This is a genomic window from Arthrobacter globiformis, from assembly GCF_030815865.1.
GTDB classification, from domain to species: Bacteria; Actinomycetota; Actinomycetes; order Actinomycetales; family Micrococcaceae; genus Arthrobacter; species Arthrobacter globiformis_B.
Genome location: NZ_JAUSXI010000001.1, coordinates 4345750 through 4371772, shown reverse-complemented (window position 1 = coordinate 4371772; position 26023 = coordinate 4345750). Strand labels below are relative to the sequence as shown.

Annotated in this window: 17 protein-coding genes and 2 pseudogenes; 14 read left to right on the top strand and 5 right to left on the bottom strand. The window is 64.1% G+C overall.

Annotated elements, in window-relative coordinates:
- Window positions 1-1419: 1419 nt before the first annotated feature.
- Window positions 1420-2586 (top strand): annotated as a pseudogene (locus QFZ33_RS20330) (S8 family peptidase); the annotation flags it as partial.
- 572 nt (window positions 2587-3158) lie between these two features.
- Here the strand turns inward: QFZ33_RS20330 and QFZ33_RS20325 are convergent.
- Window positions 3159-3284, bottom strand: a complete 126-nt coding sequence (locus tag QFZ33_RS20325) for a hypothetical protein (RefSeq protein ID WP_307031993.1) — start codon at window positions 3282-3284, stop codon at window positions 3159-3161.
- Window positions 3285-3549: 265 nt separating this feature from the next.
- On the opposite strand from QFZ33_RS20325, the gene QFZ33_RS20320 reads away from it, so the two are divergent.
- The 3 genes from QFZ33_RS20320 to QFZ33_RS20310 all read left to right on the top strand — a co-directional run bounded on the left by QFZ33_RS20320 (window position 3550) and on the right by QFZ33_RS20310 (window position 7964).
- Window positions 3550-5682 carry an FG-GAP-like repeat-containing protein gene (locus QFZ33_RS20320; RefSeq protein ID WP_307031919.1) on the top strand — a complete coding sequence of 711 codons (2133 nt, stop codon included), beginning with the start codon at window positions 3550-3552 and terminating at the stop codon, window positions 5680-5682.
- Between the two features lie 163 nt (window positions 5683-5845).
- Window positions 5846-7366: a hypothetical protein gene (locus QFZ33_RS24050; protein WP_373427302.1), complete on the top strand. Its 1521-nt coding sequence runs from the start codon at window positions 5846-5848 to the stop codon at window positions 7364-7366.
- On the top strand, window positions 7317-7964 hold the full coding sequence (locus tag QFZ33_RS20310; RefSeq protein ID WP_307030391.1) for an FG-GAP repeat domain-containing protein: 648 nt from the start codon (window positions 7317-7319) through the stop codon (window positions 7962-7964). Before QFZ33_RS24050 ends, QFZ33_RS20310 begins: the two co-directional genes overlap by 50 nt.
- Window positions 7965-8029: 65 nt before the next feature.
- On the opposite strand, the gene QFZ33_RS20305 is transcribed toward QFZ33_RS20310, so the two are convergent.
- Window positions 8030-9745 carry a VCBS repeat-containing protein gene (locus QFZ33_RS20305; RefSeq protein WP_307030389.1) on the bottom strand — a complete coding sequence of 572 codons (1716 nt, stop codon included), beginning with the start codon at window positions 9743-9745 and terminating at the stop codon, window positions 8030-8032.
- Window positions 9746-10472: 727 nt separating this feature from the next.
- Here QFZ33_RS20305 and QFZ33_RS20300 point away from each other — a divergent pair.
- Window positions 10473-10910, top strand: coding sequence for an acyltransferase family protein (locus tag QFZ33_RS20300; protein ID WP_307030387.1), 438 nt, complete (start codon window positions 10473-10475; stop codon window positions 10908-10910).
- Window positions 10911-11084: 174 nt separating this feature from the next.
- On the opposite strand, the gene QFZ33_RS20295 is transcribed toward QFZ33_RS20300, so the two are convergent.
- The gene (locus QFZ33_RS20295; protein ID WP_307030385.1) at window positions 11085-11228 is read right to left on the bottom strand and encodes a hypothetical protein; all 144 of its coding nucleotides are present in this window, start codon (window positions 11226-11228) and stop codon (window positions 11085-11087) included.
- A 514-nt stretch (window positions 11229-11742) separates the two neighbouring features.
- Here QFZ33_RS20295 and QFZ33_RS20290 point away from each other — a divergent pair.
- The 7 genes from QFZ33_RS20290 (at window position 11743) to QFZ33_RS20260 (ending at window position 18060) form a co-directional block, all read left to right on the top strand.
- Window positions 11743-12450, top strand: a complete 708-nt coding sequence (locus QFZ33_RS20290; RefSeq protein WP_307030383.1) for a hypothetical protein — start codon at window positions 11743-11745, stop codon at window positions 12448-12450.
- A 19-nt stretch (window positions 12451-12469) separates the two neighbouring features.
- The gene (locus tag QFZ33_RS20285; RefSeq protein WP_307030381.1) at window positions 12470-13108 is read left to right on the top strand and encodes a signal peptidase I; all 639 of its coding nucleotides are present in this window, start codon (window positions 12470-12472) and stop codon (window positions 13106-13108) included.
- A gap of 28 nt (window positions 13109-13136) precedes the next feature.
- Window positions 13137-13766, top strand: coding sequence for a hypothetical protein (locus tag QFZ33_RS20280; protein ID WP_307030379.1), 630 nt, complete (start codon window positions 13137-13139; stop codon window positions 13764-13766).
- Window positions 13763-15478: a choice-of-anchor G family protein gene (locus tag QFZ33_RS20275; RefSeq protein WP_307030377.1), complete on the top strand. Its 1716-nt coding sequence runs from the start codon at window positions 13763-13765 to the stop codon at window positions 15476-15478. Before QFZ33_RS20280 ends, QFZ33_RS20275 begins: the two co-directional genes overlap by 4 nt.
- A gap of 739 nt (window positions 15479-16217) precedes the next feature.
- A complete protein-coding gene (locus tag QFZ33_RS20270; RefSeq protein ID WP_307030375.1) occupies window positions 16218-16829 on the top strand; it encodes a TasA family protein in 612 nt (203 codons plus the stop codon).
- A 97-nt stretch (window positions 16830-16926) separates the two neighbouring features.
- Window positions 16927-17532: a signal peptidase I gene (locus QFZ33_RS20265; protein WP_307030373.1), complete on the top strand. Its 606-nt coding sequence runs from the start codon at window positions 16927-16929 to the stop codon at window positions 17530-17532.
- Between the two features lie 48 nt (window positions 17533-17580).
- Window positions 17581-18060 (top strand): hypothetical protein, encoded by a 480-nt coding sequence (locus QFZ33_RS20260; protein WP_307030371.1) that lies wholly within the window; start codon window positions 17581-17583, stop codon window positions 18058-18060.
- 300 nt (window positions 18061-18360) lie between these two features.
- Here QFZ33_RS20260 and QFZ33_RS20255 read toward each other — a convergent pair whose 3' ends face one another.
- Both QFZ33_RS20255 and QFZ33_RS24045 read right to left on the bottom strand, forming a co-directional pair.
- The gene (locus tag QFZ33_RS20255) at window positions 18361-18909 is read right to left on the bottom strand and encodes a hypothetical protein (protein ID WP_307031991.1); all 549 of its coding nucleotides are present in this window, start codon (window positions 18907-18909) and stop codon (window positions 18361-18363) included.
- A gap of 77 nt (window positions 18910-18986) precedes the next feature.
- Window positions 18987-19460 (bottom strand): annotated as a pseudogene (locus QFZ33_RS24045) (flagellar basal body rod C-terminal domain-containing protein); the annotation flags it as partial.
- Window positions 19461-19664: 204 nt separating this feature from the next.
- Between QFZ33_RS24045 and QFZ33_RS20245 the strand changes: the two are divergent.
- Together QFZ33_RS20245 and QFZ33_RS20240 are read left to right on the top strand one after the other, a co-directional pair.
- Window positions 19665-20768, top strand: coding sequence for an acyltransferase family protein (locus tag QFZ33_RS20245; protein ID WP_307030369.1), 1104 nt, complete (start codon window positions 19665-19667; stop codon window positions 20766-20768).
- A gap of 243 nt (window positions 20769-21011) precedes the next feature.
- Entirely contained in the window at window positions 21012-25880 is a 4869-nt protein-coding gene (locus QFZ33_RS20240) for an S-layer homology domain-containing protein (RefSeq protein WP_307030367.1), read from the top strand.
- Window positions 25881-26023 lie beyond the last annotated feature (143 nt).

Sequence of the window (26023 nt, the reverse complement as noted above, 5' to 3'; positions counted from 1 at the left end):
CTGGCCGACAGGTGCCAGGCCGCATACCCCGCCAGGTGCTGCGGGGGAGTGCACTGCCAACGAGGAGAACGATGGCGCCCACCGCGGCCAGGGCCGTGACCACAGCGCCCAGCGGAAGCCGGCCCGGTCGGGGGACCAGGAGCACCACGACGGCCGCTACGTAGATGGCCATGGCCAGCAGCACCGGCCAGCCGGCGGTCACCAAATCGAGGCTCAGCAGCCCAAGGCAGATGTGGACGGCAACGAACACAGAGCACAGGACGATCCTTATCCGGGTGGAAATCTTCCGGATCAGGCCGCGTCCCTTCCCATTCCAGCCGTACTTCCGTGCCTGCATCCGGGGCGGACGTGATGGTTGCGGATCCGCCCTCGGCCTCCATGCGGCCGGCGATGGATGCCCGGATCCCCAGCCGGCGGTCGGAAACCATTCTGGGGTCAAAGCCGTTCCCAGTGTCACGGACGGTGACTGTGACGCACGCGGTCCGCCCGCTGCGGCGCCCGGCGAGGTAGACGTCGCAGCGGCCCGCCCGGAGTGCGGCGGGAGGTGGTGACCGCTTCGGAGGCTGCCTCGACAACCGCACGGACGACGCCGCCCGGCAGAAGCATTGCTCAGGCGAATCGGAGGTGACCGTCATCTCCGGAACGTGAGTGCCGCCGTCGGACGCGAAACGGATGCGGCGACCACCTTTTGCCCACCGGCGACGGGGGATTGCCGGCAGCCGTCACGAAGCTCACCGCTGTCCCCACTTCCGGTGACAACTTCCGCCATCAGCCGGGTACGGTACTGACCGAGCCACGGCGGACTGGCTAGCCTCTCAGCAGGCGCAAGGATTCCAACGGGCTATATGGGGGGGGCCGTTGGGCTCCTTGCCGCCGCGTCCGGGCAGACCTCGTGGCCAAATTTTGATCCAGCACGCTGTGCTCATTCTCAGGGGGCGCCGATTCGCGCCGGTAGTGTCGCCGCATCACAACTGAAAGGGTGTGGCAATGTCTATCTTTGAATACGCATGGGCACTAGCAGTAATGCTCGGATCGTTGGCCGCTGCAAGTGGCCTCTCCGCCGTGATCATCAGGTCCAGATCCAGCCACTAAATAGCGTCCCGCACTACTTGGGGGACCAGTGCTCACTGACGGCAACGGCTAACCCGCCCGGCCACAGAGGGCGCATGGGGTTGTTGCATGGAAATTGAAGCTTGAAGTTATAGCTACAATTCAACATGGACGCGGGGGACGCGGCCCCCATCCCGCGTAGTGACTCGTCTGTGGTCGACGCACGACCTTAGGACGGTTCTATTGATTGGCCTGCCGCGAGCACGGTTTTTCCCGCACTTAACTTTGGCCGCCGTTGGCGCTCTCATCGGCGGCGGACTGTTCGCCCCTCCAGCCGTGGCCGACGAGCCAACACTGCCCGCCATACCGATGTCTCCCCAGTCAGCGGATGTACCGACGGAGCAGATTATCGTCAGGTACAAGGATAAAGCACGAATAAGTGCGGTTGAGCGTGGCCGTTCCTATGCTGCCGCAGGATCAAAGGTCGGCGCTGCGCTGAAGGATCTGCGTGCGACACCGTCCGGAGCGCGTGTACTTCGGGCCGACCGGAAGCTGTCCACTGATCAGGTCCGAGCACTTCTTGGTGCTCTTCGGGCTGACCCGGATGTGGAATACGCAGAACCCGACCTGGTCATGAGGCCTATGTCCATCGAGACCTCCAATGACACCTTTTTTCCGCTTCAATGGGATTTCTTTGAATCGCAAGGTGGCATGCGAGTGCCGGAAGCGTGGACGGTCAGCAAAGGCGAAGGCGTCGTCGTAGCCGTCGTTGATACTGGCATCACGAACCACAGCGACCTGAATGCGAACGTTCTGCCGGGTTACGACATGATCTGGAATCCGTTCCTGACGCGGGACGGCGATGGGCGGGACGCGGATCCTCGCGATCCGGGCGACTGGAAAGGGGCTGGCCAGTGCTATGACGGCTCTGTAGCCGGGCAGTCTTCTTGGCACGGTACTCATGTTGCCGGAACTATCGCGGCGGTGACAGACAACAACAGTGGCGTAGCCGGCGTCGCGCCGGAGGCAAAAATTCTGCCGATACGGGCCTTGGGAGCCTGCGGCGGATACACCTCTGACATTGCTGACGCCATCATTTGGGCGGCAGGAGGTTTGGTTGAAGGGACCGCCGCAAACATTAACCCCGCCCAAGTCATCAATCTCAGTCTTGGCGGCAGCGGCACGTGCTCTGAGACCTACCAGGCCGCCATAGATTTCGCCGTTTCGCGCGGGGCATCAGTGGTAGTCGCCGCTGGTAACGAGAACCGTCCGGCAGCTGAATCTAGCCCCGCGAATTGCCAAAACGTAATTACCGTTGGCGCCAGCACGCGCAACGCCCAGCGCGCCCCGTATTCGAATTACGGACCAGAAGTTGACGTCATGGCCCCCGGCGGGGACATGAGCTGGAGTGCATCAAACGGTATCGCGTCCACTCTGAACGAAGGCGTGACATCGCCGGGAGCGGAGGCGTACTACTTCTCGCAAGGCACGTCTATGGCGGCCCCGCACGTGGCAGGCGTTGCTGCCATGTTGGTGGCCAATCTCGGTGAGAAGGCGACCCCGTCCTACATTGAAGAAAGACTAAAAGCGACCGTCCGCTTCTCTGGCTCCCCCTGCATCATCGGGACCGTCTGCCCGCCATCCCTTCCCATCGTCAACGCCGGAGCCGCAGTTCGGCCTGATCCGGAATTGACTGCTGGCTCGCCCTCCGTGACTGGCGTTGTGGCAGTCAACCGTACCTTGACGGTGGAGCCGGGGACCTGGGGACCGGCGCCGGTCACGCTTGGCTATCAGTGGTTAGCGGACGGGGATCCTCTGCCGAATGAGATAGGCGCGTCGTTCACCCCCGGTGCCTCTGAACTCGGCAAGTTGATCAGCGTGAAGGTCACGGGTACGAAGAGCCGGTACGTTACGGCTTCCCGGATTTCAGCCCCCGTTGGACCAATCGAGTCTTTTTCGATTTCACCCGGTGAACCAACGGTTACGGGTGGCGCAGCTGTGGGCAATACTGTGACAGCTGAGACAGGGCAATGGGTACCCGAGGACGTTGCATTCGCCTACCAATGGACCAAGAACGGCGTCGAAATTCAAGGCGCTACCGAGGTAACCTACAGCGTTCCGCCGTCAGACTTAGGTGCTGTTTTGGCAGTCACGGTCACCGGCAGCAGTGCCAAGGCCGACAGCGTATCTGCTACTTCACCGTCAACGAGCGCAGTAGCGCCTGGCCTGCTCACGGGTTCTCCTGTGCCTGTCGTTACTGGCACGCCTCGCGTCGGGCGCGTTCTGATAGCGGAGCTAGGCGACTGGACGCCTTCGCCTGTGACACACACATTCCAGTGGTTCCACTCACAATCTGCCATCAAAGGTGCAACAAACGCCACATACGAGGTTGGCACCGAAGATCGCGGGCACAACTTGCATGTAACTATCACCGGCACCAAACTCGGCTATCGCAGTGAGACACGCACCAGTGCGGCCACATCCACTATCCTGCAGGACGTGGAGCCTCAAACCATTGTGTTCACGGACAAGGATGGAACCGCTGAGGACACCTACACGGTCCCGTCCACGGATGGTGTGGAGTACTTGGTCGGGGACAAGGTCGTCGAAGCCGGAACGTACCCGGCCTCCGGTGCGGTGACGGTGAGTGCGCGGGCGAAGGCCGATTACGTGGTCAAGGCTGGTGCTGTGACGGAGTGGTCGGCGACGTTCAAGGCGACCCCGTTTGAGGTGACACCGGCTGCGGTGGTGTTCACGGATATGGACGGCACCGCGGAGGACACCTACACCGTTCCCGAGACTGAGGGTGTGGAGTACCTGGTCGGGGAGAAGGTCGTTGAAGCCGGCGCCCACCCGGGTAGCGGTGCGGTGACGGTGAGTGCGCGGGCGAAGGCCGATTACGTCCTGAAGGCCGGTGCTGTCACAGAGTGGTCCGCGACGTTCAAGGCCACCCCGTTCGAGGTGGTCCCGGCGGCGGTGGTGTTCACCGACAAGGACGGCACAGCGGAGGACACCTACACCGTCCCTGAGACTGAGGGTGTGGAGTACCTGCTCGGGGAGAAGGTCGTTGAAGCCGGCGCCCATCCGGGCAGCGGTACGGTGACGGTGACGGCGCGGGCGAAGACGGACTACGTTGTCAAGGCCGGTGCGGTCGCTGAGTGGACGGCGACGTTCAAGGCGACCCCGTTTGAGGTGGTCCCGGCGGCCGTGGTGTTCACGGACGAGGACGGCACGGCACGGGATGCCTTCGTGATCCCGGCCGTTGAGGGCAGCGAGTACCTGGTCGGGGACAAGGTCGTCGAAGCCGGCGCCCACCCGGGTAGCGGTACGGTGACGGTGAGTGCGCGGGCGAAGACGGATTACGTCCTGAAGGCCGGTGCTGTGACGGAGTGGTCTGCGACGTTCAAGGCGACCCCGTTTGAGGTGACACCGGCTGCGGTGGTGTTCACAGATAAGGACGGCACCGCGGAGGACACCTACACCGTTCCCGAGACTGAGGGTGTGGAGTACCTGGTCGGGGAGAAGGTCGTCGAAGCGGGCTCCTACCGGGGCGCCGGCACCGTAACTGTGACGGCACGGGCGAAGACCGATCACGTCGTCAATTCCGGTGCGGTCACTGAGTGGACGGCGACGTTCAAGGCGACCCCATTCGAAGTGACACCGGCTGCCGTTGTATTCACCGACAAGGACGGTACCGCTCAGGACACCTACACGGTGCCCGTCATGGAGGGTGTCGAGTATCTGGTCGGCGGCAAGGCGGTTGCTGCCGGGACTTATGCCGGGGCAGGAACGGTCAGCGTCACCGCGAAAGCTAAGACGGACTACGTCCTGAAGGCCGGCGCGGTTGCATCCTGGTCCGCGACGTTCAAGGCCGTGTTCCGCATGACCTTGGTTGTACCCGCGGGTGACCTGAACAGCGACGGGAAGGCCGACCTGATCGCCCGCGACAGCGCCGGAACTTTGTGGCTGTATCCGGGCAACGGGCGCGGGGGATGGCTCGCACGCACAAAGCTGGGCGGCGGCTGGAACGTCATGAACTCGCTCGTCGGAGCAGGCGACCTGAACGGGGACCGCAAGGCCGATGTGCTCGCCCGTGACTCTGCCGGGACGCTGTGGGTGTACCCGGGTAACGGGCGCGGCGGTTGGCTGGCCAGGATCCGGGTGGGTGGCGGCTGGAATGTCATGAACTCGATTGTCGGGCCGGGTGATGTGAACGGTGACGGAAAGTCGGACGTTCTGGCCCGGGACACGGCTGGCACGTTGTGGGTGTACCCGGGGAACGGGCGTGGCGGCTGGCTGACCAGGAGCCGGGTGGGGGGCGGCTGGAACGTGATGACCGCCGTCGTCGGTCCCGGTGACCTGACTGGTGACGGCAAGGCTGACATTGTGGCTCGCGACCGGAGCGGAATCCTGTGGGTCTACCGCGGCAACGGGCGGGGCGCTTTCGCGTCGCGGACCAGCACCGGTGGTGGCTGGAATGCCATGGGCACCATCGCAGGCCGCGGCGACTTCAACAGCGACGGCAGGACCGATGCCCTGGCAATCGATGCTGCCGGCGTGCTCTGGCTGTACAAGGGCAACGGTGCCGGAAACTGGCTGGGCCGGTCATCCATGGGCGCCGGCTGGAACTGACCGCCAGCGTCAGATCGTGACGGCCCCTGCGCGACACCGCGCAGGGGCCGTTCGCGTTAAGTTGTGGGTATTAGTTTGCACTCCTGCCGAAGTGCGTTGGTTGCCGGGCCGCGCCGTTGTTACTGTTCGTTGATAACAGCCCGCGGATGCTTTGGGGGACAGCATGTTCGCTTCTGACCTATCGGCGCCGGTTCACTCGCTGAGGAACGGCCTTCTCGCACTGCTGTGCGCAGGAGCGCTTGCGGTGGCGGGTCTTGTTGCTCCGCCCGCGGCCGTAGCCGCAGATACGCCTTACTTGGACGATTCCTTTGGCGAGCGGGGAAGAGCCGTGCTCGATCTGGGCGGCGGAGGCGTGGGGGCCGTTGCTGCCGACGTAGATCCGCACGGGCGTACTGTGACCGTTGGGTTGCTCCAGGACCTGTCCTTGCCCCCTGTCCTGGTGATCCGTCTGCTTCCGAACGGGGAACTGGATCCGGCTTTCGGCGAAGGCGGCGTGGTGATGTTTACGTCCCTCCCGGACGTGTCGGACGACGGATTCCAGGATGACGGGACGATGTCTGTACCCCCGGACGTCTTGGACGTAGAAGTCCAGGACGACGGCAAAGTACTGGTGCTGAGCCGCCATCAGATGATGCGCCTGGACGAGCGAGGTGCTCTGGAAGAGACCTTTGGCGCGTCCGGAGTTGCAGTTCCTGGCGGCAGCAACGACAACAATCCCTGGCAAGAACCTATATTCAGCCACGTCGGCATTGCTGCGGATGGAACCATAGCGGTGGCCGGGGCCGTGCAGATGTCCGACGGTGACACCTTGAGACAAAAAATAGCAGGTTGGCGCTACACGGCCGAAGGGGTCCTGGCATCCAGCTTCGACCAGTTCCCGGCGGATCCTGGAAACCCCGACATCCGCTGGGCTGCAGAAGACATGGCAGTCGACGGTGCCGGACGAGTGGTCGTGGCGGGAGGAGTTGGCGGCTTCCAGGGGCGCCTGCTTCGCTTCCTGCCCGACGGACGGCTGGATGCTACCTTCGGCCTGGCCGGCTCAGTTCCCCTTGCCTCCACAGGTTACGAGGTGGCGGTCTCTCCGGACGGAAGGACCGTTGTGGCCCAGGACTGGCGGATCAGCGGGTACGGTGCCGACGGGAAGTTTCAGACATCTTCGCCTCCCCTGGATATGCAGATCGTCAGCCTCCAGATCGACGGAGCCGGCAGAGTGCTGGCCACAGGAAACCAGACGCTGCACGGAGTGACTTCCTTCGCAGTGATGCGGCTGGATGCAGACCGGACTCTGGACAGAACCTTCGGCACAGGCGGGGTGGTCATGTCGGCTTTCTCCGAAGGGGGTGCGTACGTGGCTGGTGCGGTATTGGCACCTGACGGGGACCTGGTTGCAACGGGCTGGATCAACCACTTTGGATGGGACCCGTCAAGCCAGCGCCGTCGGGACTGTACGGCTGGGCCCGATATGACTTGGGCCGGGGACCGGCCTTCGGTTATCCCGCTATGCGGAATGACTTCAACGGCGACGACCGGACCGATGTGTTGGCCAGGGACGGCAGCGGTGTGCTCTGGCTCTACCGGGCAACGGCAAGGGCGCCTTTCTGACGCGCACGAGGGTGGGCGGCGGCTGGAATGTCATGACCGTGATCGCCGGCGCCGGGGACCTGAACACCGACGGCAAGGCTGACGCCTTGGCGAGGGACAGCAGCGGCGTGCTGTGGTTCTATCCGGGCAATGGCAAAGGCACGTTCGGGACCCGGGCGCGGATTGGCGGCGGCTGGAACGTCATGACGGCCCTCGCCGCCACCGAAGACTTTGACGACGACGGCAAAGCGGACCTGCTGGCACGGGACGGCGGGGGTGCGCTGTGGTCATACCGGGGCAACGGCGACGGCGCCTTTCCCACCCGGATGAAGGTCACCAGCGGCTGGAACCCCATGACTGCCATCACGCCAGCTGAGGACCGCATGCGGGACGGCAGGGCTGACCTGCTGGCCCGGGACCGGAACGGCGTGCTGTGGTTCTACCCAGGGGATGGCGCAGGCGGCTTGCGTTATCCGCTGCGGGTGGGTGCGGGTTGGAATGCCATGACGGCGGTTGTCGGCACCGGAGACTTCAACAGCGAAAGGCTGCGAAACTCCGGCTGGATCGGTGACGGCTGGGCCGACGTGGTGGCCAGGGACAGCAGCGGTGTGTTGTGGTTCTACCCTGGAAACGGCCGGGGCGAATACGGGCCGCGAACGAGGATCGGTGCCGGCTGGAACGTGATGACCTCGATCAGCTGATGATGCAGGAGTTAAGGTCTGTCTGCTGTGCAGACCGGGGCAGAGCCCCGTAAGCCCTCCTGTAATCAGACGATGGCCTTCATGCCAGCCCAGCCGCCCCCGATGCGGACAGCTGGCAGGCCAGGATTGCGGTACAGCCACAGAACTCCGCTGGCATCGCGGGCCAAGAGGTCGGAGTCTTCGTCGCCGCCCAAGTCACCTGGGCTCGCTATGGCGGTCATGCCCTTCCACCCGGTGTACAGCCTGCTGCGGGGAAGGAACCCACCTTGGCCGTTGCCGCGGTAGAACCACAGGGTTCCAGTTGAGTCCCTCGCGATCACGTCGGCGATGTGGTCGATTCCCATGGAGTCTCCACCAACAATGGAATTCATCGTGTTCCAGCCCGCGCCGATCCTGATCCTCGGAAGCAGTGCGCCCTTGCCGTTGCCTGGATAGCGCCAGAGAACTCCGGCAGAATCGCGCGCCAGCAGATCGACCTTGCCATCAGCGTTGGAGTCCCCGGCGCCGACGAGGGCGGTCATGACGTTCCATCCGGCCCCCAACCTAACTCTCGTGCCCCACCCGGATTTGCCGTTCCCGGGGTACAGCCAAAGAACACCCGCGGTGTCCCTCGCCAGAACGTCTGCCCTGCTGTCCCCGTTGAAGTCTCCGGGACTCGCGATCATGGTCATCGAGTTCCAGCCCGCGCCCAAGCGCGTTCTCGTTGGCAGGGTGGCCTTGTTGGTTCCGTGATAGAGCCATAGGACCCCCGTGGAATCCTTCGCTAGAAGGTCCGACCTGCCATCACCGTTGAAGTCACCTCTGGCGGGCTTGGTGACAGTGTAGGTTCGTGAGACCGAGGCCTCCACCTTGGTGCCGTAGGTCTCAAGGGTCGTGGAACCGGTTGACTGCGCGAGAGGCCAGACGAAGTAATCGACCCACCCCTCTGCGTAATAGGTTGCGCGAGCTGTCGAGCCTTGGAGGGTGTGCTGCGGATAAGGCCAGCCGGGATCGTGGGCTGCCATCAGCTGCGAACCGTTGAGCCCCTTGTAGTTCGGCAATGGGAACGCCGACAAAATGACGTGCTGCTCACGAGCGTCCGAGGAAGCGCTCACAGTCAGTGAGCTGAGATTCTGGATGGAACCCAATGGTGAGAAATCGGTAACGGCAGGTGCATCGATTGTGAGAAAGCGCACGCAATCCACAGGCAGACATCCCCCGGAATTCAGATTCGACAGCGGGGAGATGTCCTTCACGCCCGGGATCACTAGCTTGATCCCGGACACGCAAGGCTTCGAATCGGAGCACGACATTGCCGGAGCGGAGAGAGGGGAGAGGTCCGTGATCGCAGGCCCCTCCAGGCTGATCCCATCAACAGAAGGAGCAGCGTTATGGATGGCTGCGACGTCATCGTTCATGGCCCCTTCGATACTGAGACTTTTTAGGGACGTCAGATTTCCAAGAGCGGTCCAGTCTTGAACGTGCCCGCTGGTGCGCAGCTTAGTTGCATCAGTGGGCACCTGAGACAGATCGATGTTCTGTCCGCTGCATGTATACGAAATGGCCTCGAATTCTCCGTTCCGGGTACAGCCCGAGGCGTCTGCAACGGCAGCGGGTGCGAGCCCGGCGCCAACCAGGGCTGTGGCAAACAACGTGGCGACGAGTCGTTTTAGCATTAGGATCCCCCAAATGACCGCAGGCTTCCGCGGGACAAATTCATTGATGACTTTCCGAATGATAGCGGTAATCTCCGCGGTACGCGGTGCGTGCATTCTTCCGCCCATTTCCTTTGCATGCAGCATGACAAGAACCAAGATGGCCAGCGTGGCCCTGCCTGCCAGGACCACCGTGATGTTGCCGCTGGCCGGGCTGACGGCGGTCCATTTGTTGCGGCGCTGTCGCCCACGCAATTCCTCAGGCTCGAGCGAAATGCGGTGCTATTTTTCCGCCGGTGAACTTGACGCTTCATTGCCGTCATACTCGGAGTAAGGATGAACGTTTCGCATACCCGGCTGGATTCGCTGACAGGACTGCGGTTCATCGCCGCCATGCTCGCGGTCCTGTATCACGCGTCGGTGACGCTGTGCCCGAGATGTACCCCGGATCTGGCCGCTGCATGCGCTCACGGCGTTGGCCGCCGTCGTCCTGGTTTTCGCCACTCAAGGGGACCAGTCGGTTTCCCAGCTTCTGGCCTCGCTGCTCCTTATGCAGGGCTGGCTCGGGGACAAGCAGTGGGTCTATGCCTATGACGGGGTGTCCTGGTCGCTCTCGTGTGAGGCGTTTTTCTATGCGGTGTTCCCGTTCCTGGCCGTACGGCTTTCACGCCTTGAAGCGGGGAGACTCTTCCGCGTCGGCGCCGCGGTTTTCGTCGCCGCTGTTGCTCTCGTGTCCGTGCTGCTGGCCTTGTCCCCGGTTTTGACTGGGGAGCCCTGTTCTACACGTTTCCCGCGTTCAGGATCCAGAGTTCATCGTGGGTGTGTGCCTGGCCATCGCCATGAGAAAAGGCTGGAAGCCCAGGTTCGGTGTGGGGTGCTGCCGCCGCCAGCGGCTCCGTGCATTCTCGAAGTCGTCGACGGCATCGCACCATGGCATCAGGCCGGACCGCTGGCGGGCGCGCTCTGCATCCCGGGCTTCGCCCTCCTGGTTGGTGCCTATGCGGACCGTGACCGCTGCGGAGGGCGCCCCACGTTCGCCAGTTCCCCGGCCATGGTGAAACTGCGGAAATGGTCCTTCGCCCTGTATCTGGTCCACGAGCCCGTTCTGCGGACAGCCCTGGAACTCGGCCCGGCGAGCCTTGCCGAGCGCGTCATGTTCGCCGTCGCCGGAATTGCTGTGTCCATCCCGCTTGCCGGCGCCGCCTACACCTTCTTTGAGCGTCCTGTAGAGGCCCGGCTCCGAAACAGGGGCTCGGACGGCGGCCCGGCGGCGGACACACCTCAGCCTGAGAATAGTCTGGTGGCCAATTAACGCCAGGCATAACTAGTCCGAGTCGGGTCGGGTCACTTGCTGATCGCCGTGCCACACGACGGGGGTGGCCGACGATGACCCTGGACCACCTGAAGCCGGAGACACGGCGTGCGTCCAAGGGGATCGCTGCCGCGATTGTTGCCGGTTACCGGTAGGTCCGGGGATAAAAGCCAACTAGTGTGCAGGTTCGCTGCTGCCGCTGATTGAAAAGCTGTTCTCGTCGTCGTCGCGGGCCATGTAGGCGGTGAAGTCCGCCAGGGACATAAAGCAGTAAAAATCGCAGTAGCGGTAACCCTTTTTCTCTGCTTTCGTTGCCACTTTCGGCTCCTTCGTCTTCGCTGCTGGTTGGCTGTCTGTAGCCAATACTGCGTTGCCCGGATCAAGGTCTGCGGCGGCTACCCCCAGCGAGGAAGCAGGACTTCGTCACGATTAGCGCAAGAAAACAGTTGGCCGCTGGCGCCCATCGGCGCGGATAGAATGGGCGGTCATTGCCACAACAGGGGGCGCGCGGCCCGGTGGCCGATACGCCTCAGTCCCCTCAGTCCCACGAGAAGGGTATCTTCGCGGAGCCACAAGCTGAGGCAGCGACTGGAGCATCCGCCCGAGGGTGACTGTTCCCTCTGTCGAGTAGCCCAGCGTGCCCGCCCGGTTCAGGTGCACCCGCCCGGGAGTCACGGGAGTGACTCCCATGCCGGGTACGCCCACATCGTTTGACCTCAAGATTTTGCTGTGCCAATCCTTGGGCTTTGTTGATCCGATGTTGATCGAAAGTTGCGCACAGCAACCATACGGTGGTTACAGCTTCCGCACCGGAAGTCCAAGCCAACCGTTCATGGGGGAAATCATGCCTGTCCGCGCCGCCGCACTGTCGACATCTGCTGGGCGCCCCGGAAAAGTCCGCGCCCTTCTGGCCTCGGGACTGGTCCTCGGAGTAGGGGCCGCATTCACGCTCGCGGCCTGGACCGATAACGAGTGGGTCTTCGGTGGTGCCGGACCCAACGACACCCCCGGTACCAAGACCTACGCGATGGAACAGAACACCCTGGCCCCGTTTGCCGAGGAGTCATGGACTCACAAGCCGAACCCGAACGGTGGCGGCCTCGACTTCACGGTGAGCGCCGCAAGCATGCTGCCGGGTGACACTGTCTACGCCCCGTTCCAGCTCCGCGCCAAGGCCGGATCCGAAACGCTGACGGCAAAACTGACGGACGCCCTTCAGGCAACCGACCCTGCCATCGGGAACGCCAACAGTACCGCGCTATACAACGCATTGGTTTACCGGGCCTGGACCGGCCTCGACGCTGCCAACTGCAGCGCCGGCGGTGACAAGTCCGCCGGGACGGTCCTGGTGGGGCCGAACAAGCCGCTAAGCCAGACCAGCAACGTTCCCCTTACCCTCCCCGCAGGTGACGCCGGTAAGGCCGGGGCACCCGTGAACCTGTGCTTCGCGATGACCCTGCCAGCTGGCATAGACGACACCTCACTGCAGGGCAAGAACGTTGTGCCGCTGTGGAAGTTCACCAGCTCGGTGGGACTCTAGCCGGTCCGGCTACTTGCCCATGGGTACCCGTCCCAGGCACCGCCTCGAGTCCGACGGTGCCTCCTCACGGCGTGGAATCTACAGGCGGGCCGCAGGACGTGCAGGGTCCCTGGGGCTGACCGTCTTGTCCGTGCTCGGCGCGGCCTGCATCGCCTGTATCCTCGCCTCCGTGTTATTCAAGGTGAGCTTCGTCGTGTTCCGCACCGGCTCCATGGAACCGTCGTATCCGGTGGGTGCGCTGGCTGCGGTTCGCGAGGTCCCGGCGTCGTCCCTCAAACCCGGCGACGTTGCGACCGTCCAGCGGACGGCAGGCTCCGTTCCGGTCACCCACCGCGTGGTCACCGTCATGCCGGACGCCGCGTCGGCTGACGGTGCCGTCCTGATCCTGAAAGGCGACGCCAACACCTCGGAGGACCCGGTGGAATACCGGGTCCAGTCAGCCCGCACGATGCTCTTCGCCGTTCCCGAGCTCGGCTCTTGGGTGATGGGCGCGCGCTCACCCTGGGCGATTGGCGGCAGCACTGTCCTGCTGGCTGGCCTCGTGGGCTGGGTCTTTTGGCCGCGGCAGGAACTCATAACGTCCGACGGCGGGTCTTCCGAGGGCGGCGCAGCGGAACCGGCCGGGGAGGTGCCAGTTGGGACGGCCGCGCTGCGGTAGCGCCGTGCTAACGGGCACCGTTCTGTTCATGCTGCTCGCGGGTGCCGGCCCCGCCGCCGCGGCTGACGCCGTGTTGCCCGTGCCGGAAACCGGGGGAGAGGGAATGCTTCGTCTGACCTCATCGGTCTACCCGCTGGACCTTCCGGCGCTTTCCGCCGGCCAGTCGTTCAGCTGGCAGGTGGGCGTGGTTCTGGACGGCCCGGCGTCGGCCTCGGCAACCGTCCAGCTGCAGGCAGCAGGCTCCCTCGCGGCAGGGCCCGGCGCCTACCGGGTCAGCGCCCGCTCCTGCCCTATGCAGTGGCAGGGAACCAGCGGCAATAACGCCCGGCTGAGCTGCCCGGCGGGCGAACGCCGTATCCTGTCCGCAGACAGCTTCGCCGCTGCCGGGACGTTCAGTTACCCTCTCGGCAGCTTCACCACCGCCGACGCCCCGTGGGTGCTGTTCACCTTGGAACGCCCAGGCTCCGCAGGCTTCGAGCCCGGCCCCGACACGGGAACTTTGAAATTCGGCATCGGTGTTGTGGCCGGCGGGGACGAGACATCCACGCAGCCGCTTGCCACTACCGGGGCACAGATCCTCGGTTACCTCGGCGCCGGAATCGTGCTGGCTGCCGCAGGTGCAGCGGTACTGCTGGGCCGCCGTCGGAGGTTTCAGTGAAAGCCCAAACGGGTGCCATGGCCGGTCGGCTGCGAAGACTGGCACCGCTCGCGGTGTTTTCTGTCGCCACCATGGGCCTGCTTACTGCCACCTCCGGAACCCTCGCCGCGTGGACGGACGACGAGTACGTCAGCGCGGGCGCGGGCGTCATGGTGGCTGGCGACTGCAGCACAACCACGCTCTTCCAGACACAATCGGCAGCACGCGAGCTGTCCGGCTCCCTGGGCGGCGAGGACCTGGACACGCTTGCAGCAGTCCACGGCATTTCGCTTCGGAACACTGCCGGTGCCGTTTTCGTGGATCCGGCAACCGCTACACGCGTGGATCCCGTAACATTCACGTCCGCTCTGGAGGCCGGAGCCTTCGGTTCTCCGTTGCTCTCAGCTGCGGTGGGACTGAACCAGCCAGCCGGAAGCACCGGGGCCTACACCCAGTGGGCGCGGGCGAAGGCAAGCGGCCAGGCCGGCGGGGCCGCGGGCCTGGTCAGTGACCAGTCAGGCGCCATTGACGGGACTGGAACTGCCAACGGCTCCGCCAGCACGCCGACCGCGGCCAGCGTCAACCTGGCGTCGTTCATACCGGCATCGCAGGCTGCCATGACCCTCGACGTCGGTGCTCTAGCCAGCTCCTCCGAGGTTGACGCCTGCATGCTGAACAATGGCTGGCCCGCGCTCAACCCGAGCCCGGTGGTCACGCGCAGCTACGGAATCGCGGGCCTCCGGCTGAACCTCTCTGCGGACTCAATCAAGCCACTGACCACGAGCGTTTCCGGAATTTTGGATAGCACCGCCGGGGACCTCGACGCGCTCTCCTCACCGACGGGTTCCCTGGCAACAGCCATCAAGGCGGGAGTGAAGGGCCTGGTGCCAGACAGCAGCGGGCTGGGCGTCGGATCCGTTACCACCAAAATCACGTTCCGCCCTCCGGATCTGACAGCCGCCCGCCAGCTGTTGGGGGAGACCCTGACCGATGGGGTGGTGACGGTGGACTTGGCCAACTCCCGGATGTCCTTTGACCTCTCCAAGCTCGTGCCTGGACCAGCAGGGCTTAACGGACGCGCACCCAACACCGAACTGGTGCTGGACGACGCCGCGGTACAGGACTTGACCCAGCGCACTTCGGTGCTCCTGCAGAAGTGGGGCGACTCCCTGACCGGCGAAGTGAAGAAAGCAGTCAACGCAACCTCCGTTGAAGTGGACACCAAGGTCCCGCTGACCCTCGCCGGTGTCCCGCTGGCCGTGGTTACCCTCCACAATGACGCCACGGTGGAAGCGTTTGCGTCCGGGTCTCCACCAGCACCAGTCTTGTCCACGGAGGTCCTGGGCACTGTGGGTTTGAACCTTCTCGGTTCCGTCACTTCCGCCCTGTTAGACGGGACTGGGGAAGTGGTGGCTGGCGCCCTCCAGAAGGGGCTGTTCACAGCTGGCGGGCTGCTTCCAATGGCGGAAGCCGCGATCCGCTCCGCCGTCGTGCCCGTCGCGGCGGAGGCCGGAACCGCGCTGGCCCCGCTAGCCAATGCCCTCAGCTTGACGGTGAACGTACAGCCTGATCAGCCCGGCGCTCCCACAGGGAACGCGGAAGCCGGCAGAGCAGGTGCAGGGCAATACAAGGTCTCTGCGCTCAGGGTTGGCGCCGTAGGCACCGCCGCGGAGCTCTACTTCGCCACGGCGTCGGCTGGCCCCGTCGCCTTCCGGCCCGCCGGCGTCGGTTGAACCGGTGCTTAGGTTTATGTGAGGGGGCTAGATGCTCTTGCATCGTTCAATCAGCGACAGCCTCGCTGCTGCCGCTGATTGAAACCAGTCGATCTCCTGCGAAGCGTTCTTCTATGGGATGGTCCCATTCCTGGTGGTACTGGCTTTCACCTCTTGACGTGGGGAAGCTCTTTCGTTGCCGCCGCTTTCCTCATAGCACAGATTCCCGGTCGGGCTTCTAGAAGGGCACCGACCGTGGGTGCCGTCCCCACGACGGTGACGGGTGCCGGGTTGGCACGAATTTCCTGCTGCGCGCGGCTGTTTCACTGTGGCTTCCCCCTTTTGCCAGGGACGACGGCGATAAGCTGTTGGCGCGCCGTTTCTGCCGCAATTGTTCGCCTTGCATCGCGGGCGCTCGACAATTGGCGGGCAACCGTCACAAAGCTTCCGATGTCCCCAGTTCCGGTGACATATTCCGACGTCGGCCGTTACGTAATGACCGCACCGCAGCGGACTGGCTTAGCCTCTTAGGGGCAGCAGGATCCCAACGGCATTTGTGGGGGGCCGTTGGGCTCCTTGCTGCCTGTGACGAACCCTGTTGACTCAGCCTTGACAGACTCTTGATCGAACGTTGACACCGTCCGGCAGGAAACCTGATCTTTAGGCAGCATGCTGTTCATACGAACCCGGAAGGGTGCAAAAGCAGCCTCACGGTGCAAAGCACCACGGAGAACAACAACGCTACTGATCGGAAAATGTCATGGGTCTCAACCTGAAAACCACCACCGGCAAGCTCATCGCCAGCGCGTCGCTCCTCGGCGCAGCCGCCGCGGTTGCCGGCATGGGAACGTACGGTGCCTTTACGTCCTCCACCGAGGCCAGCACCACCGTCACCAACGCCACGATGAAGATCGACATGGTGGCCAACGGCGGCTCCAACAACCTCCAGCTCTCCGCCACCGGCCTGCTCCCGGGCGACAAGGTCCAGCGCCTCATCACCCTGAACAACTCCGGCACCGCTGATCTGGCCGCGCTGACGCTCACAACGGCCCCCACCGTCTCCTCGGTGCTGACCACGGACACCGCCAACGGCCTGCAGATCGTCATCGAATCCTGCGACCAGGCGTGGACCGCCGGCGCCCAGGGCGCCGCCTACACCTGTGGCGGCACCAAGAAGTCCGTACTCGCCAGCCGGCCGGTAATCGGCTCCAACATCGCATTGTCGCAGCTGGCTTCCCTCACCGGCGGCCAGAATGACAACCTGCTGGTCACGCAGACACTGCCTTCCACCGCCGGCGACACGTTCCAGGGCGCCACGTCCACCGTGAACTTCACCTTCACCGCCACCCAGCGCGGCACCACCGTCAAGTAGCAGACCCCCGGGTGCGGCCCGGTCCTTCGGGGGCCGCCGCACCCGGGCGCATGTCCATGCAGGCCAGGAACAGAGAACTGAGAAGGAAGACACGGCCATGACCGCCATCACGCACCTTGACGGCCTCGACGCGGAGCAGCGGGCCCGGCAGTCGCCGGCCGCCGGCAAGAGCCGGTCCATCGGAAACAGGGTCGTCTCGGCCGTTTTCACGCTGGTCCTCGTCACCGCCGCCGTGGCGTTCCTGTTCCTGGCCGTGGGCCCCCGCTTCGTTGGCTACCAGACCTCCACCATGCTGACCGGATCCATGTCCCCGGGCATCAACCCCGGCGACGTGGTGGTCACCGTGCCCGTGCCGGTGGAGGAGCTCCGCATAGGCGACGTCATCACCTACAGCATTCCGGTGGATGACCACCGGGTGGAGACCCACCGAATCGTGGAGATGACGACGGCGGGGGGCGTGGCTACCGTGCAGACCAAGGGCGACGCCAATCCGGGGGTGGACCCGTGGAAGGCCGTTCTCTCCGGGAACCGTGTCTACCGGCACGTCGCCACCGTCCCGTATCTCGGCACGGTGATCCGGACCCTCCGTGAACCCGTGACCCGCAGCGTGCTCCTCTACGGCGCCACCGGTGTCCTGGTGGTCGGCGTCCTGGCCTCCATTTGGTCGCGGAAGCCGGAAGAAAAGCCCGAGGCCGTGCGGTAACCACTGCACTCCCTGCAGGAACAGGCCCACTCACGGAAAGGATCAACGGTGCGAGGCAACAAAGTGACGGCATATATCGCCGCAGTTGTGACCTTTGCAGCCCTCCTTGTCAGTGTGCCTGCCATGGCTTTCGCAGCCTTTACCTCAAGTACTGCCGCACCCCTGACCAGCACCGTGGCAATGCTGGGGACTCCGGTCCCCGGGCAGGATGCGACCACGCAATGCGTCATGACGGGAAGCGGCGGCAGCCGCAAGTACACAAACGTCATCTCAATAAAACCCTTCGGCTCGGCATCCGGCGCCACGTCCTATGAGTTGCTCGTGTACAGCCCCAACAAAAAACTGGAGGGCTCAGGCCCCGGCGTGCCGGCCACCGGCGGAACGGTGACCGTGGTGCTCACCAACGGCGATGCGGCGACCGGCTGGACGTACGTCATCAAGGCCAATCGAACGTTCAACGCAACCAACACGTGGACGTCACTCAGCGCCACGCAAACGGCGCCCGTTACCAAAACGAGCTGCGTGTAGCCTAACCCGAGGACAGTTCCGCCCGGAGAGGATAGTCCCGGCCGTCGAGCACTACCTGCGTGCAGCGGTTTGTTTGGTCATTCAGGACTATGGGTGCCTGGGTCGACGGTGGGCTTTCCAGACGCGGGGTTGACCACCACCAGCGTGGTGCGCCGGGCGGTGTCGGTTAGCTGCAGTTCATCCAGCGACTCGGCCGGCAGCTGGGTGAGTAATCGAGAACGTAGAGGGAAGCGTCGGCCACAAACACGCGCAGCTCCGGCCTTGCGGCTGCCTCAAGGGCGTAGAGTCCGTACGCCCCGTCTATGCCGCGCAGCAGAAAATGGCGCTGCCACGATCGGCAACTTCCAGATCTGATCGCCGTGCTTCCAAGGATGCCTCCAGTTCGGTGTTTGTGTTTCCGGCGCGCTCGAGCAAAGCCTGGCGGGCGCCAACATCGGAACGTCCGCTCACTGTAGCTTTGAGGCCGCCGTCGATCTGGTCAAGCCGCGCCATAGCGTCTTTGCCCTGCCGCAGGTCATCAACAATCGAGGCCACGGTTGCGAAGACTGACGTGGCGCCGTCGCCGAAGAGCGCGGCGCCGTCGGTGTCCACCCGCACGGTCTGGTCCGGCCCGATCCTGCGTTCCACCGTCCCGGCCTCACACGCGAATACCGGGGGCGTGGCAGTGCTGAACGCCGTGGCGGCGTCGGATGTGCCGGCGAAAAGGCTGCGGCCCAGGTGCTTGGTGTAAGCGGCGGACAGGAGCTCCTTGTCCAGGCTCTCAAGCTCGACGGCGATGCCCTCCTTCGCCACTCCGCTGAGCGCGCCGTTCCCCGCCTGGACGGTGAGGTCGCGGACTCGGTTGAGCACGTTCGTGGTCCGGGACAGGCGGCATCCGTGGCATTGAGCCAGCTGCCGCCGTCATCGATATTGCGCCCGTACTGCCCGACGGCGGTCAGCTCGGCGCGCGTCTGCAGCGCCGCCCCGGCGGCGGCGGGGTCGTCGGAGGGCCGTGCGATCTTTTTCAGCGTCATGGCCTGGTCCTGCAGCGCGGCAAGCCGCGACTGTGAGGAGTGCAGGTTGCGCTGCGAGTTCATAGCCACGGTGTTGTTAGTTACCCGGTTCAGCATGGTTAGCGTCCCACCAGTCCAGTTGCGGTTGATCAATACGTCCAGTGCTTCGTCAACCGCCGTCATAACGCGCGCGGCGGCCTTGTAGGCGTGCTGGCTGGCCAGAAGGCTGATGTTTTCCTCGTCCAGGCTGACGGACGCGCCGGATGCACGGAGTGAAGCGGCGGAAGCGTGCGCGGCGTCGGCCAGAGTTGCGTGCTGCTGTGCGCCGCGGGGCTGGACGCCGATGCCCGTAACGACGGTGGTCCAGAACGCGTCCGGAGAATTGGAGCCACTGCCAAGCTGGGCCACTTGGTCCGCGATGCTGCCGTCCAAGGCTCCGGCGGAGGGGTTCCGCGCGGCGATCCCGCGCGCGTCGGTGGGAAGCACTTTCAGCGCCAGCGGCCGGTTCCGTCCGTTGTGAAGAACTGCTGGCCGGTGGTGCCGACTGTGGTTTGGCCGACCTGGCGCCCCGGTAGACTAGTCCGTTCATTGCCGTCACACATGGAGTAAAGGATGAACGTTTCGCGTACCCGGCTGGATTCACTGACAGGACTGCGGTTCATAGCCGCCATGCTCGTGGTCCTGTATCACGCGTCAGTGACGCTGGTGCCCGAGATGTACCCGCTTGTGTCCATGGGGCAGACGGGCGTGACGTTCTTCTTCCTGCTGTCCGGGTTCGTGCTCGCCTGGTCCATGAAAGCGGGCACCTCCAAGCGGCAGTTCTACTGGCGCCGGTTCGCCCGGATCTGGCCGCTGCATGCGCTCACGGCCCTGGCCGCCGTCCTCCTGGTTTTCACCACCCAAGGGGACCAGTCCGTTCCCCAGCTTTTGACCTCGCTTCTCCTTGTACAGGGCTGGCTCGGCGACAAGCAGTGGGTTTACGCCTATAACGGGGTGTCCTGGTCGCTGTCCTGTGAAGCGTTCTTCTATGCGGTGTTCCCGTTCCTGGCGGTGCGGCTTGCACGCCTTGAAGCGGGGAGACTCTTCCGCGTCGGCGCCGCGGTTTTCGTTGCCGCTGTTTCACTCGTGTCCGTCCTGCTGGCCGTCGTCCCCGGTTTCGACTGGGGAGCCTTGTTCTACACGTTCCCGGCGTTCCGGATCGCGGAGTTCATTGTGGGTGTGTGCCTGGCCATCGCCATGGGGAATGGCTGGAAGCCCAGGTTCGGCGTGGGCGTCGGTGCTGCCGCGGCCATCGGTTCCTTCCTGATTCTCGAAGTCGTCGACGGCATCGCGCCGTGGCATACGGCCGGGCCGCTGGCAGGTGCGCTCTGCATCCCGGGCTTCGCCCTCCTGATTGCGGCCTATGCGGACCGTGACCGCTGCGGGGGGCGCCCCACGTTCGCCAGCGCCCCTGTGATGGTGAAACTGGGCGAGTGGTCCTTCGCGCTCTACCTGGTTCACGAGCTCGTACTGCGGACAGCCCTGGAACTCGGCCCGGTGAGCCTGGCCGAGCGTGTCATGTTCGCCGTCGTCGCAATTGCGGTGTCCATACCGCTTGCCGGCGCCGCTTACACCTTCTTTGAGCGCCCAGTCGAGGCCAGACTCAGGAACAGGGGCTCACGTGGCGGCCCTGTCGCGGATACATCTGAGCCCGAGAAGACTTTGGTGGGCCAGTAGGACCGGCGCCACTGCGGCTAACGGGTCGGAGGCCCTCACGTCATATTTGGATTCCCGGTGTTTGGGCTTATGGGTGTGGTTGTGAGAGCTGTAGCCTGATCCCGATTCTTCTCCGTTTTCACAAGGTTGCCGGGCCCGCCTGGGACTTCGGACCGGTAGAGGGTCTGCTTGGATTGCTGTTGCGCCCTTGAGCGGCGCCGATTTGGGGGAATCATGTTCCGTGCGACGTTCAGGCGAGCCTTCGTGGGTTTCAGTGCCGGCGTGGTTTCCGTGGCTCTGGCCGTGTCAGGAGCGGTTTCTGCCGGTGCAGTTGATCTCGCGGCCGAAGCGGTCGTTGACACGGCTGCCCCGGCGGCCGTCTACTCCGACGCGCAGTACCCTCAGGACGGTGCGGCCGGCAAAACGTTCAAGGATGTTCCAACCAGTGCAGCGTTCGCCCGGGAGATTGGCTGGCTGGCCGCATCCGGTGTCTCGACCGGCTGGCCGGACGGCACTTTCAAGCCGATAACCGCGGTCAACAGGGACGCCATGGCTGCCTTTATGTACCGGCTGGCGGGAAAACCCGCGTTCACGCCCCCGAAGGTGTCGCCCTTCATGGACGTGGCCCCCGGCTACCTGTTCTATAAGGAGATCACCTGGCTGGCGGCCGAGGGCATCTCCACCGGTTGGGCGGAGCCCGGTAACCGGCGATCTTTCCGGCCGGTGCAGCCCGTGAACCGGGACGCGATGGCCGCGTTTATGTACCGCCTCGCCGGAAAACCCGCGCCCCCCGCCTCGACCGGAACCCGTTTCAGGGATGTTCCGGCGGGCCGCGCGTTCAGCACGGAAATCGGCTGGCTTGCCTCCACCGGGGTCTCCACCGGGTGGGCGGACGGCACCTTCCGGCCGCTGCAGGCAGTCAACCGCGATGCGATGGCGGCGTTCATGTACCGGTTCCTGGTGCGCGCCCGGCCATTTGCTGCCGGGACCGCCAGTACCGTGCATCTCGGCCCGCTGGCCACCGGCCACAACGCCGGCCTGGTGCGGCTTTCGGTGAAGGATGCCAAGGACGCCGTCACTGTCAGCGTGACTGGCGCTCCCGCCCTCACTGTTCCCTCGGGAACCTCTGCCTCCACGACCGTCCTGGCGCCGCTGATTAACGGGGCAGTCGCCGTCTCCGCTTCGAACGACACACAGGTCACGATTCAACTCATCGCCACGTTTGACGGGGCTGGGACGGTTCCCGGATCGACTATCGCACTGCCTGCGCCGGTCACGCGCGCTGACACGGACCGGCAGCTCGCCGGCTCGCAGCTTTCGGCAGCCCCTTTCGACGTCGGCCTCACAGGAACCGGAGGAGTGCCGGCCTCCGAGGTGCGGGCTGTGTTCGTTACCGCAACCGTCACTCTGGCAGCCCCGGACGTTCTCAGGCTCGATGATCAGGACCTGACCGTCGGGGCTGGAGTGACGTCGATTACGACGATGCTGCTACCGTCCGAGGCCGGCACCGCGCGTGCCTCGTTGCGCACAGGCACGGGATCGCTGCGGATGGACGTCCGCGGGTACGTCACCGATGCCGCGCAGGAAGCGCCGAACGTGAACGTGGGTGGAAGCTTTGTCCCCGCTAGCGCACCAACACCCCAAAAGTTCACGGCCACGTCGGCGGGCACTCCGATTCCTCTAAAGGGCCCTGCCGGCAGCGAAGCAGCACTGATGCTGGTTTCTGCAGAATCCGCCGGTGCGGCCACCAGCGTCCTCGATGTCGCTCCGGGTTCCACTCCCGGGGTTGGAGGTGCAGTGATCGACGCCGGACGAGGCGCCCAGCCTCAGCTGGCTTTCATTCCCTTGCGAAAGGGCCAGCCGACGGCAAGGATTGGAGCCGGCTCTGCTGCCGCCGTCGCTCTACCGTTGGGAACCCTACTCTCCGCGCCGCCCGCTGCCTCGGGTCCGGCGCCGGAAGTAAGCATTACTTCCCCCGCGTCTTCGGCCACCGTGGATCTCGGGGAGACCGGGAAGCTCGTGCTGGAAGGCACGGTGGCGTCGTCCACGGCCCACGTTGCGGCAATGCTGGTAACCGTGGGCGGGGCTGCGGTAGGAACACCGAAAGTGCAGCAGACCGCGGGGGGCATCCGCTGGTCTTTCGAGACGGGCCTTCCGCAGAGTGGCCAGGTAAGTTTCACGGTGAGCGCCACGGACAGGGCGGGGCACACCGGCTCCTCCAGCGTCCTGGTGAACGCCGTTCTACCGACAGTTTCCACGCAGATCATTTCACCTGATGCGGTGCAGCTGGACGAGGCGGTGAACCCCGTGCAGTCTGTCACTCCCACCTCGGTGACGGTGGCCAACAGCCCGGACCTGGCGGTTGGCCAGATCATCGTCGAAGGACCCAGCGCCGCAGCCCCGGACGGTCTGCTGCGGCAAGTATCGGCCGTTGACCAGGTGGGCAGTTCCACCGTGGCAACGACTACCCCGGCGACGCTGGCTGATGTGTTCCTGCAGGTTGATTTCAGCCAGGAGGTGCCCCTGGATAGCAGCAGGGGACTGGCCACCGCTGAAACAGGGGCCGACGGCGACAACTCCCCGGGACTCACGGTGCAGGACGAAGGAATTGCCGCTGCAACGGTAGAGACCGGGTCAGACGTGTCCCTGGACACCTACACCGATACAGCCACATCCAGCTGGACCGATGCCGAAGTTGTTCCCCTCAATGCGGCGCCGGCAAGAATGACGGCGCAATCACTCCGGCCTGCCGGGATAGCGCCCCTCGCGGTGACAATCGACGAAAGCCTCCAATTCGCAAGCCACATTGCGTTGAAGGACACGATTACCTGCGACGCCGTCAAAGGCTGCCTATCGTTCGGCAAGACGCCCGAATCGACGATTCAGAAGGCCAAGGCCACGATCGCCTCATCAGCCGGAGTCTCACTCAGCGGTGAAGCGAAAGTCGGGTTCACTCTGACCTTCACCCTTAGGACCAACCTTCATTGGGGTTGGGGCGGGCCCCAGGTGCAAATTGAAGAATTTTCAACGATCGTGCATACGGAGATGAGCGCAAAGGCCACAGCGAGTGCGTTCTTGAAAACCGCCACCAACAACCGCATGAAACACGAGCTCGCCACACTCAAGATGGCGCCTATCACCTTCATGGTCCTCACGATTCCTGTCGTGATCAGGCCGGGCGGCACCGTCTACCTCGAAGCCAATTTTTCGGCTGCGACGTCCCTGACGGTGGATCTTGGGGTTGAGCGCAGCCAGGACTTCGGCGTCCGCTACTCATCCAACGGCGGTTTCAGAAGCGTGGACACCGGCCCGGTCACTAAATTCAGCACGCCGGTGTTCGGGCCGAACGGCACGGCCGCTGTGACCGGAAAGATCGAGGCCGGATTCGGACCCACCCTCAAGGCAAGTCTCCTAATCTACGGCTTCGCCGGGCCTACCCTGACAATCGGTGCGCAGGCGGGTGCCTCCGCATCGATCACCATGGCCACGACCGGAAACAGAGTCGACGCGTCCCTTTACATCAGAGGCGACGTCATCATCGGCGTCGAACTCACCGTTCCCATCATTGAAAAGAAACTGCTCGACGCAGTAATCGTCAGTGGCAACTACACCTGGAGAATCAAAACCTGGCAATGGGACTATGCCACCACCTTCCCCGGTGCCGACTTGCCCGCGGAAGCTCCCAAGCTTTCCATTACGAATACCCAGCTACCTCAGGGCACCGCAGGGAGGACATACTCCGTCCAACTGTCCGCTACAGGAGGAACAGCTCCTTACTCTTGGCGGGTCAGTTTGGGGACGCTACCGGCAGGACTCAGACTCGACGCCGCAACAGGCACCATTAGCGGAACTCCTACCGCGGAAGGAACCAGGTCTGTGACCGTTGCGGTGGCTGACAGCGAGGGGGCCGAGACACAGACGGTCTTGCCTATATCCATTGCTGTCAGCGGAGCCTTCTCCGAGGCTCAAGTCGTCGCTGGTGGCTGGATGTCGCGGGTTGCTCTCAAGAACGACGGGACCGTCTGGCAATGGGGTGGGAGGCAGGCCAACAACAGTCAAACCGGGTCGCTGTTCGCACGGCAAGTTAGCGGAATCGCGGACGTCCGGTTGCTGCGCGTCCTCAACCGGGCTGTATATGCGATCAAAACTGATGGATCGCTATGGTTTTGGGGGTCAGACCCTCTCGGACGGTCATCAGCTACTCCGGTCAAAGTCGAGGGCCTTTCCGCCGTGGCCGACGTCGCCGGGCTGGAAACGGTCTTTGCAATAAGAACTGACGGTTCGGTCTGGGCCTGGGGCCAAAACGAAACGGGCCTCTTGGGCGATGGAACAGTTACTGCCCGTTCCACGCCCATACCAGTCGCGGGGGCCACAGCCGTTCGCAGCATTTCCAGCGATGGTCGGGTTGCCGTCGCCATCCGCACTGACGGGTCGCTCCTTGCCTGGGGGGAGAACTACTTCGGCCAGCTTGGCGACGGCACCACGACGGACTCACGAGTGCCCAACACGGTCGTTGGGCCAGTCGGGGTCAATAAGGTAGCGATCAACGGCAGCGCATTGACGGCTATCGGATCAGACGGAGCGGTGTGGTGCTGGGGGGATAGTACAATGGCGCCGTTCGAAACAACTCAGTCGACGCAACTAGCACCTCGCCTCGTTGAAGGGCTCCCGGCCATCGAGGATGCGGTCATGGATGGTAGCGGGACCCTTGCTCTTGCCAAGGACGGAACAGTTTGGGCGTGGGGTTCTAACCAGCGGGGACAACGAGCTACCCCGGCCACAACCTTGCGCGACTTCACGCCCAATAAAGTGGATGGTCTGGGGGTGGTCCAACAGATTGCATCTCTCGACATGAGTGCCTTTGCTGTCGGCATAGACGGCACAGTCTGGGCGTGGGGCAGGAATGATGGCGGACGACTAGGTGTGGGCGGTAGTGATGATTCGTACCTACCGCGGAAGCTACCAGGCTTGGCCGGTACGATTCGCGTCGATGTCGCGCCGGGTGGAGGGGCCGCCATATTGGACGGTGGATACCTGTGGACTTGGGGCGGCAATTCCTACGGCGAGCTCGGTAACGGAACGACGGTTGCTGCCTATTCGCCCGTCCAAGTGAGGACAGAGCCCGTGCCCTAGTCCTGACCAATAACCGCAGGGGAAGCCTTCCGGTTCTGCGGGGTGTTACGTATGCAGAATATGTGTCGCGGAGACATACATGTCTTGGACGTTCGGCGCTGGGGTTAATATTCGGTCGCGGACTCTTCCTCGAATGTGCGGCA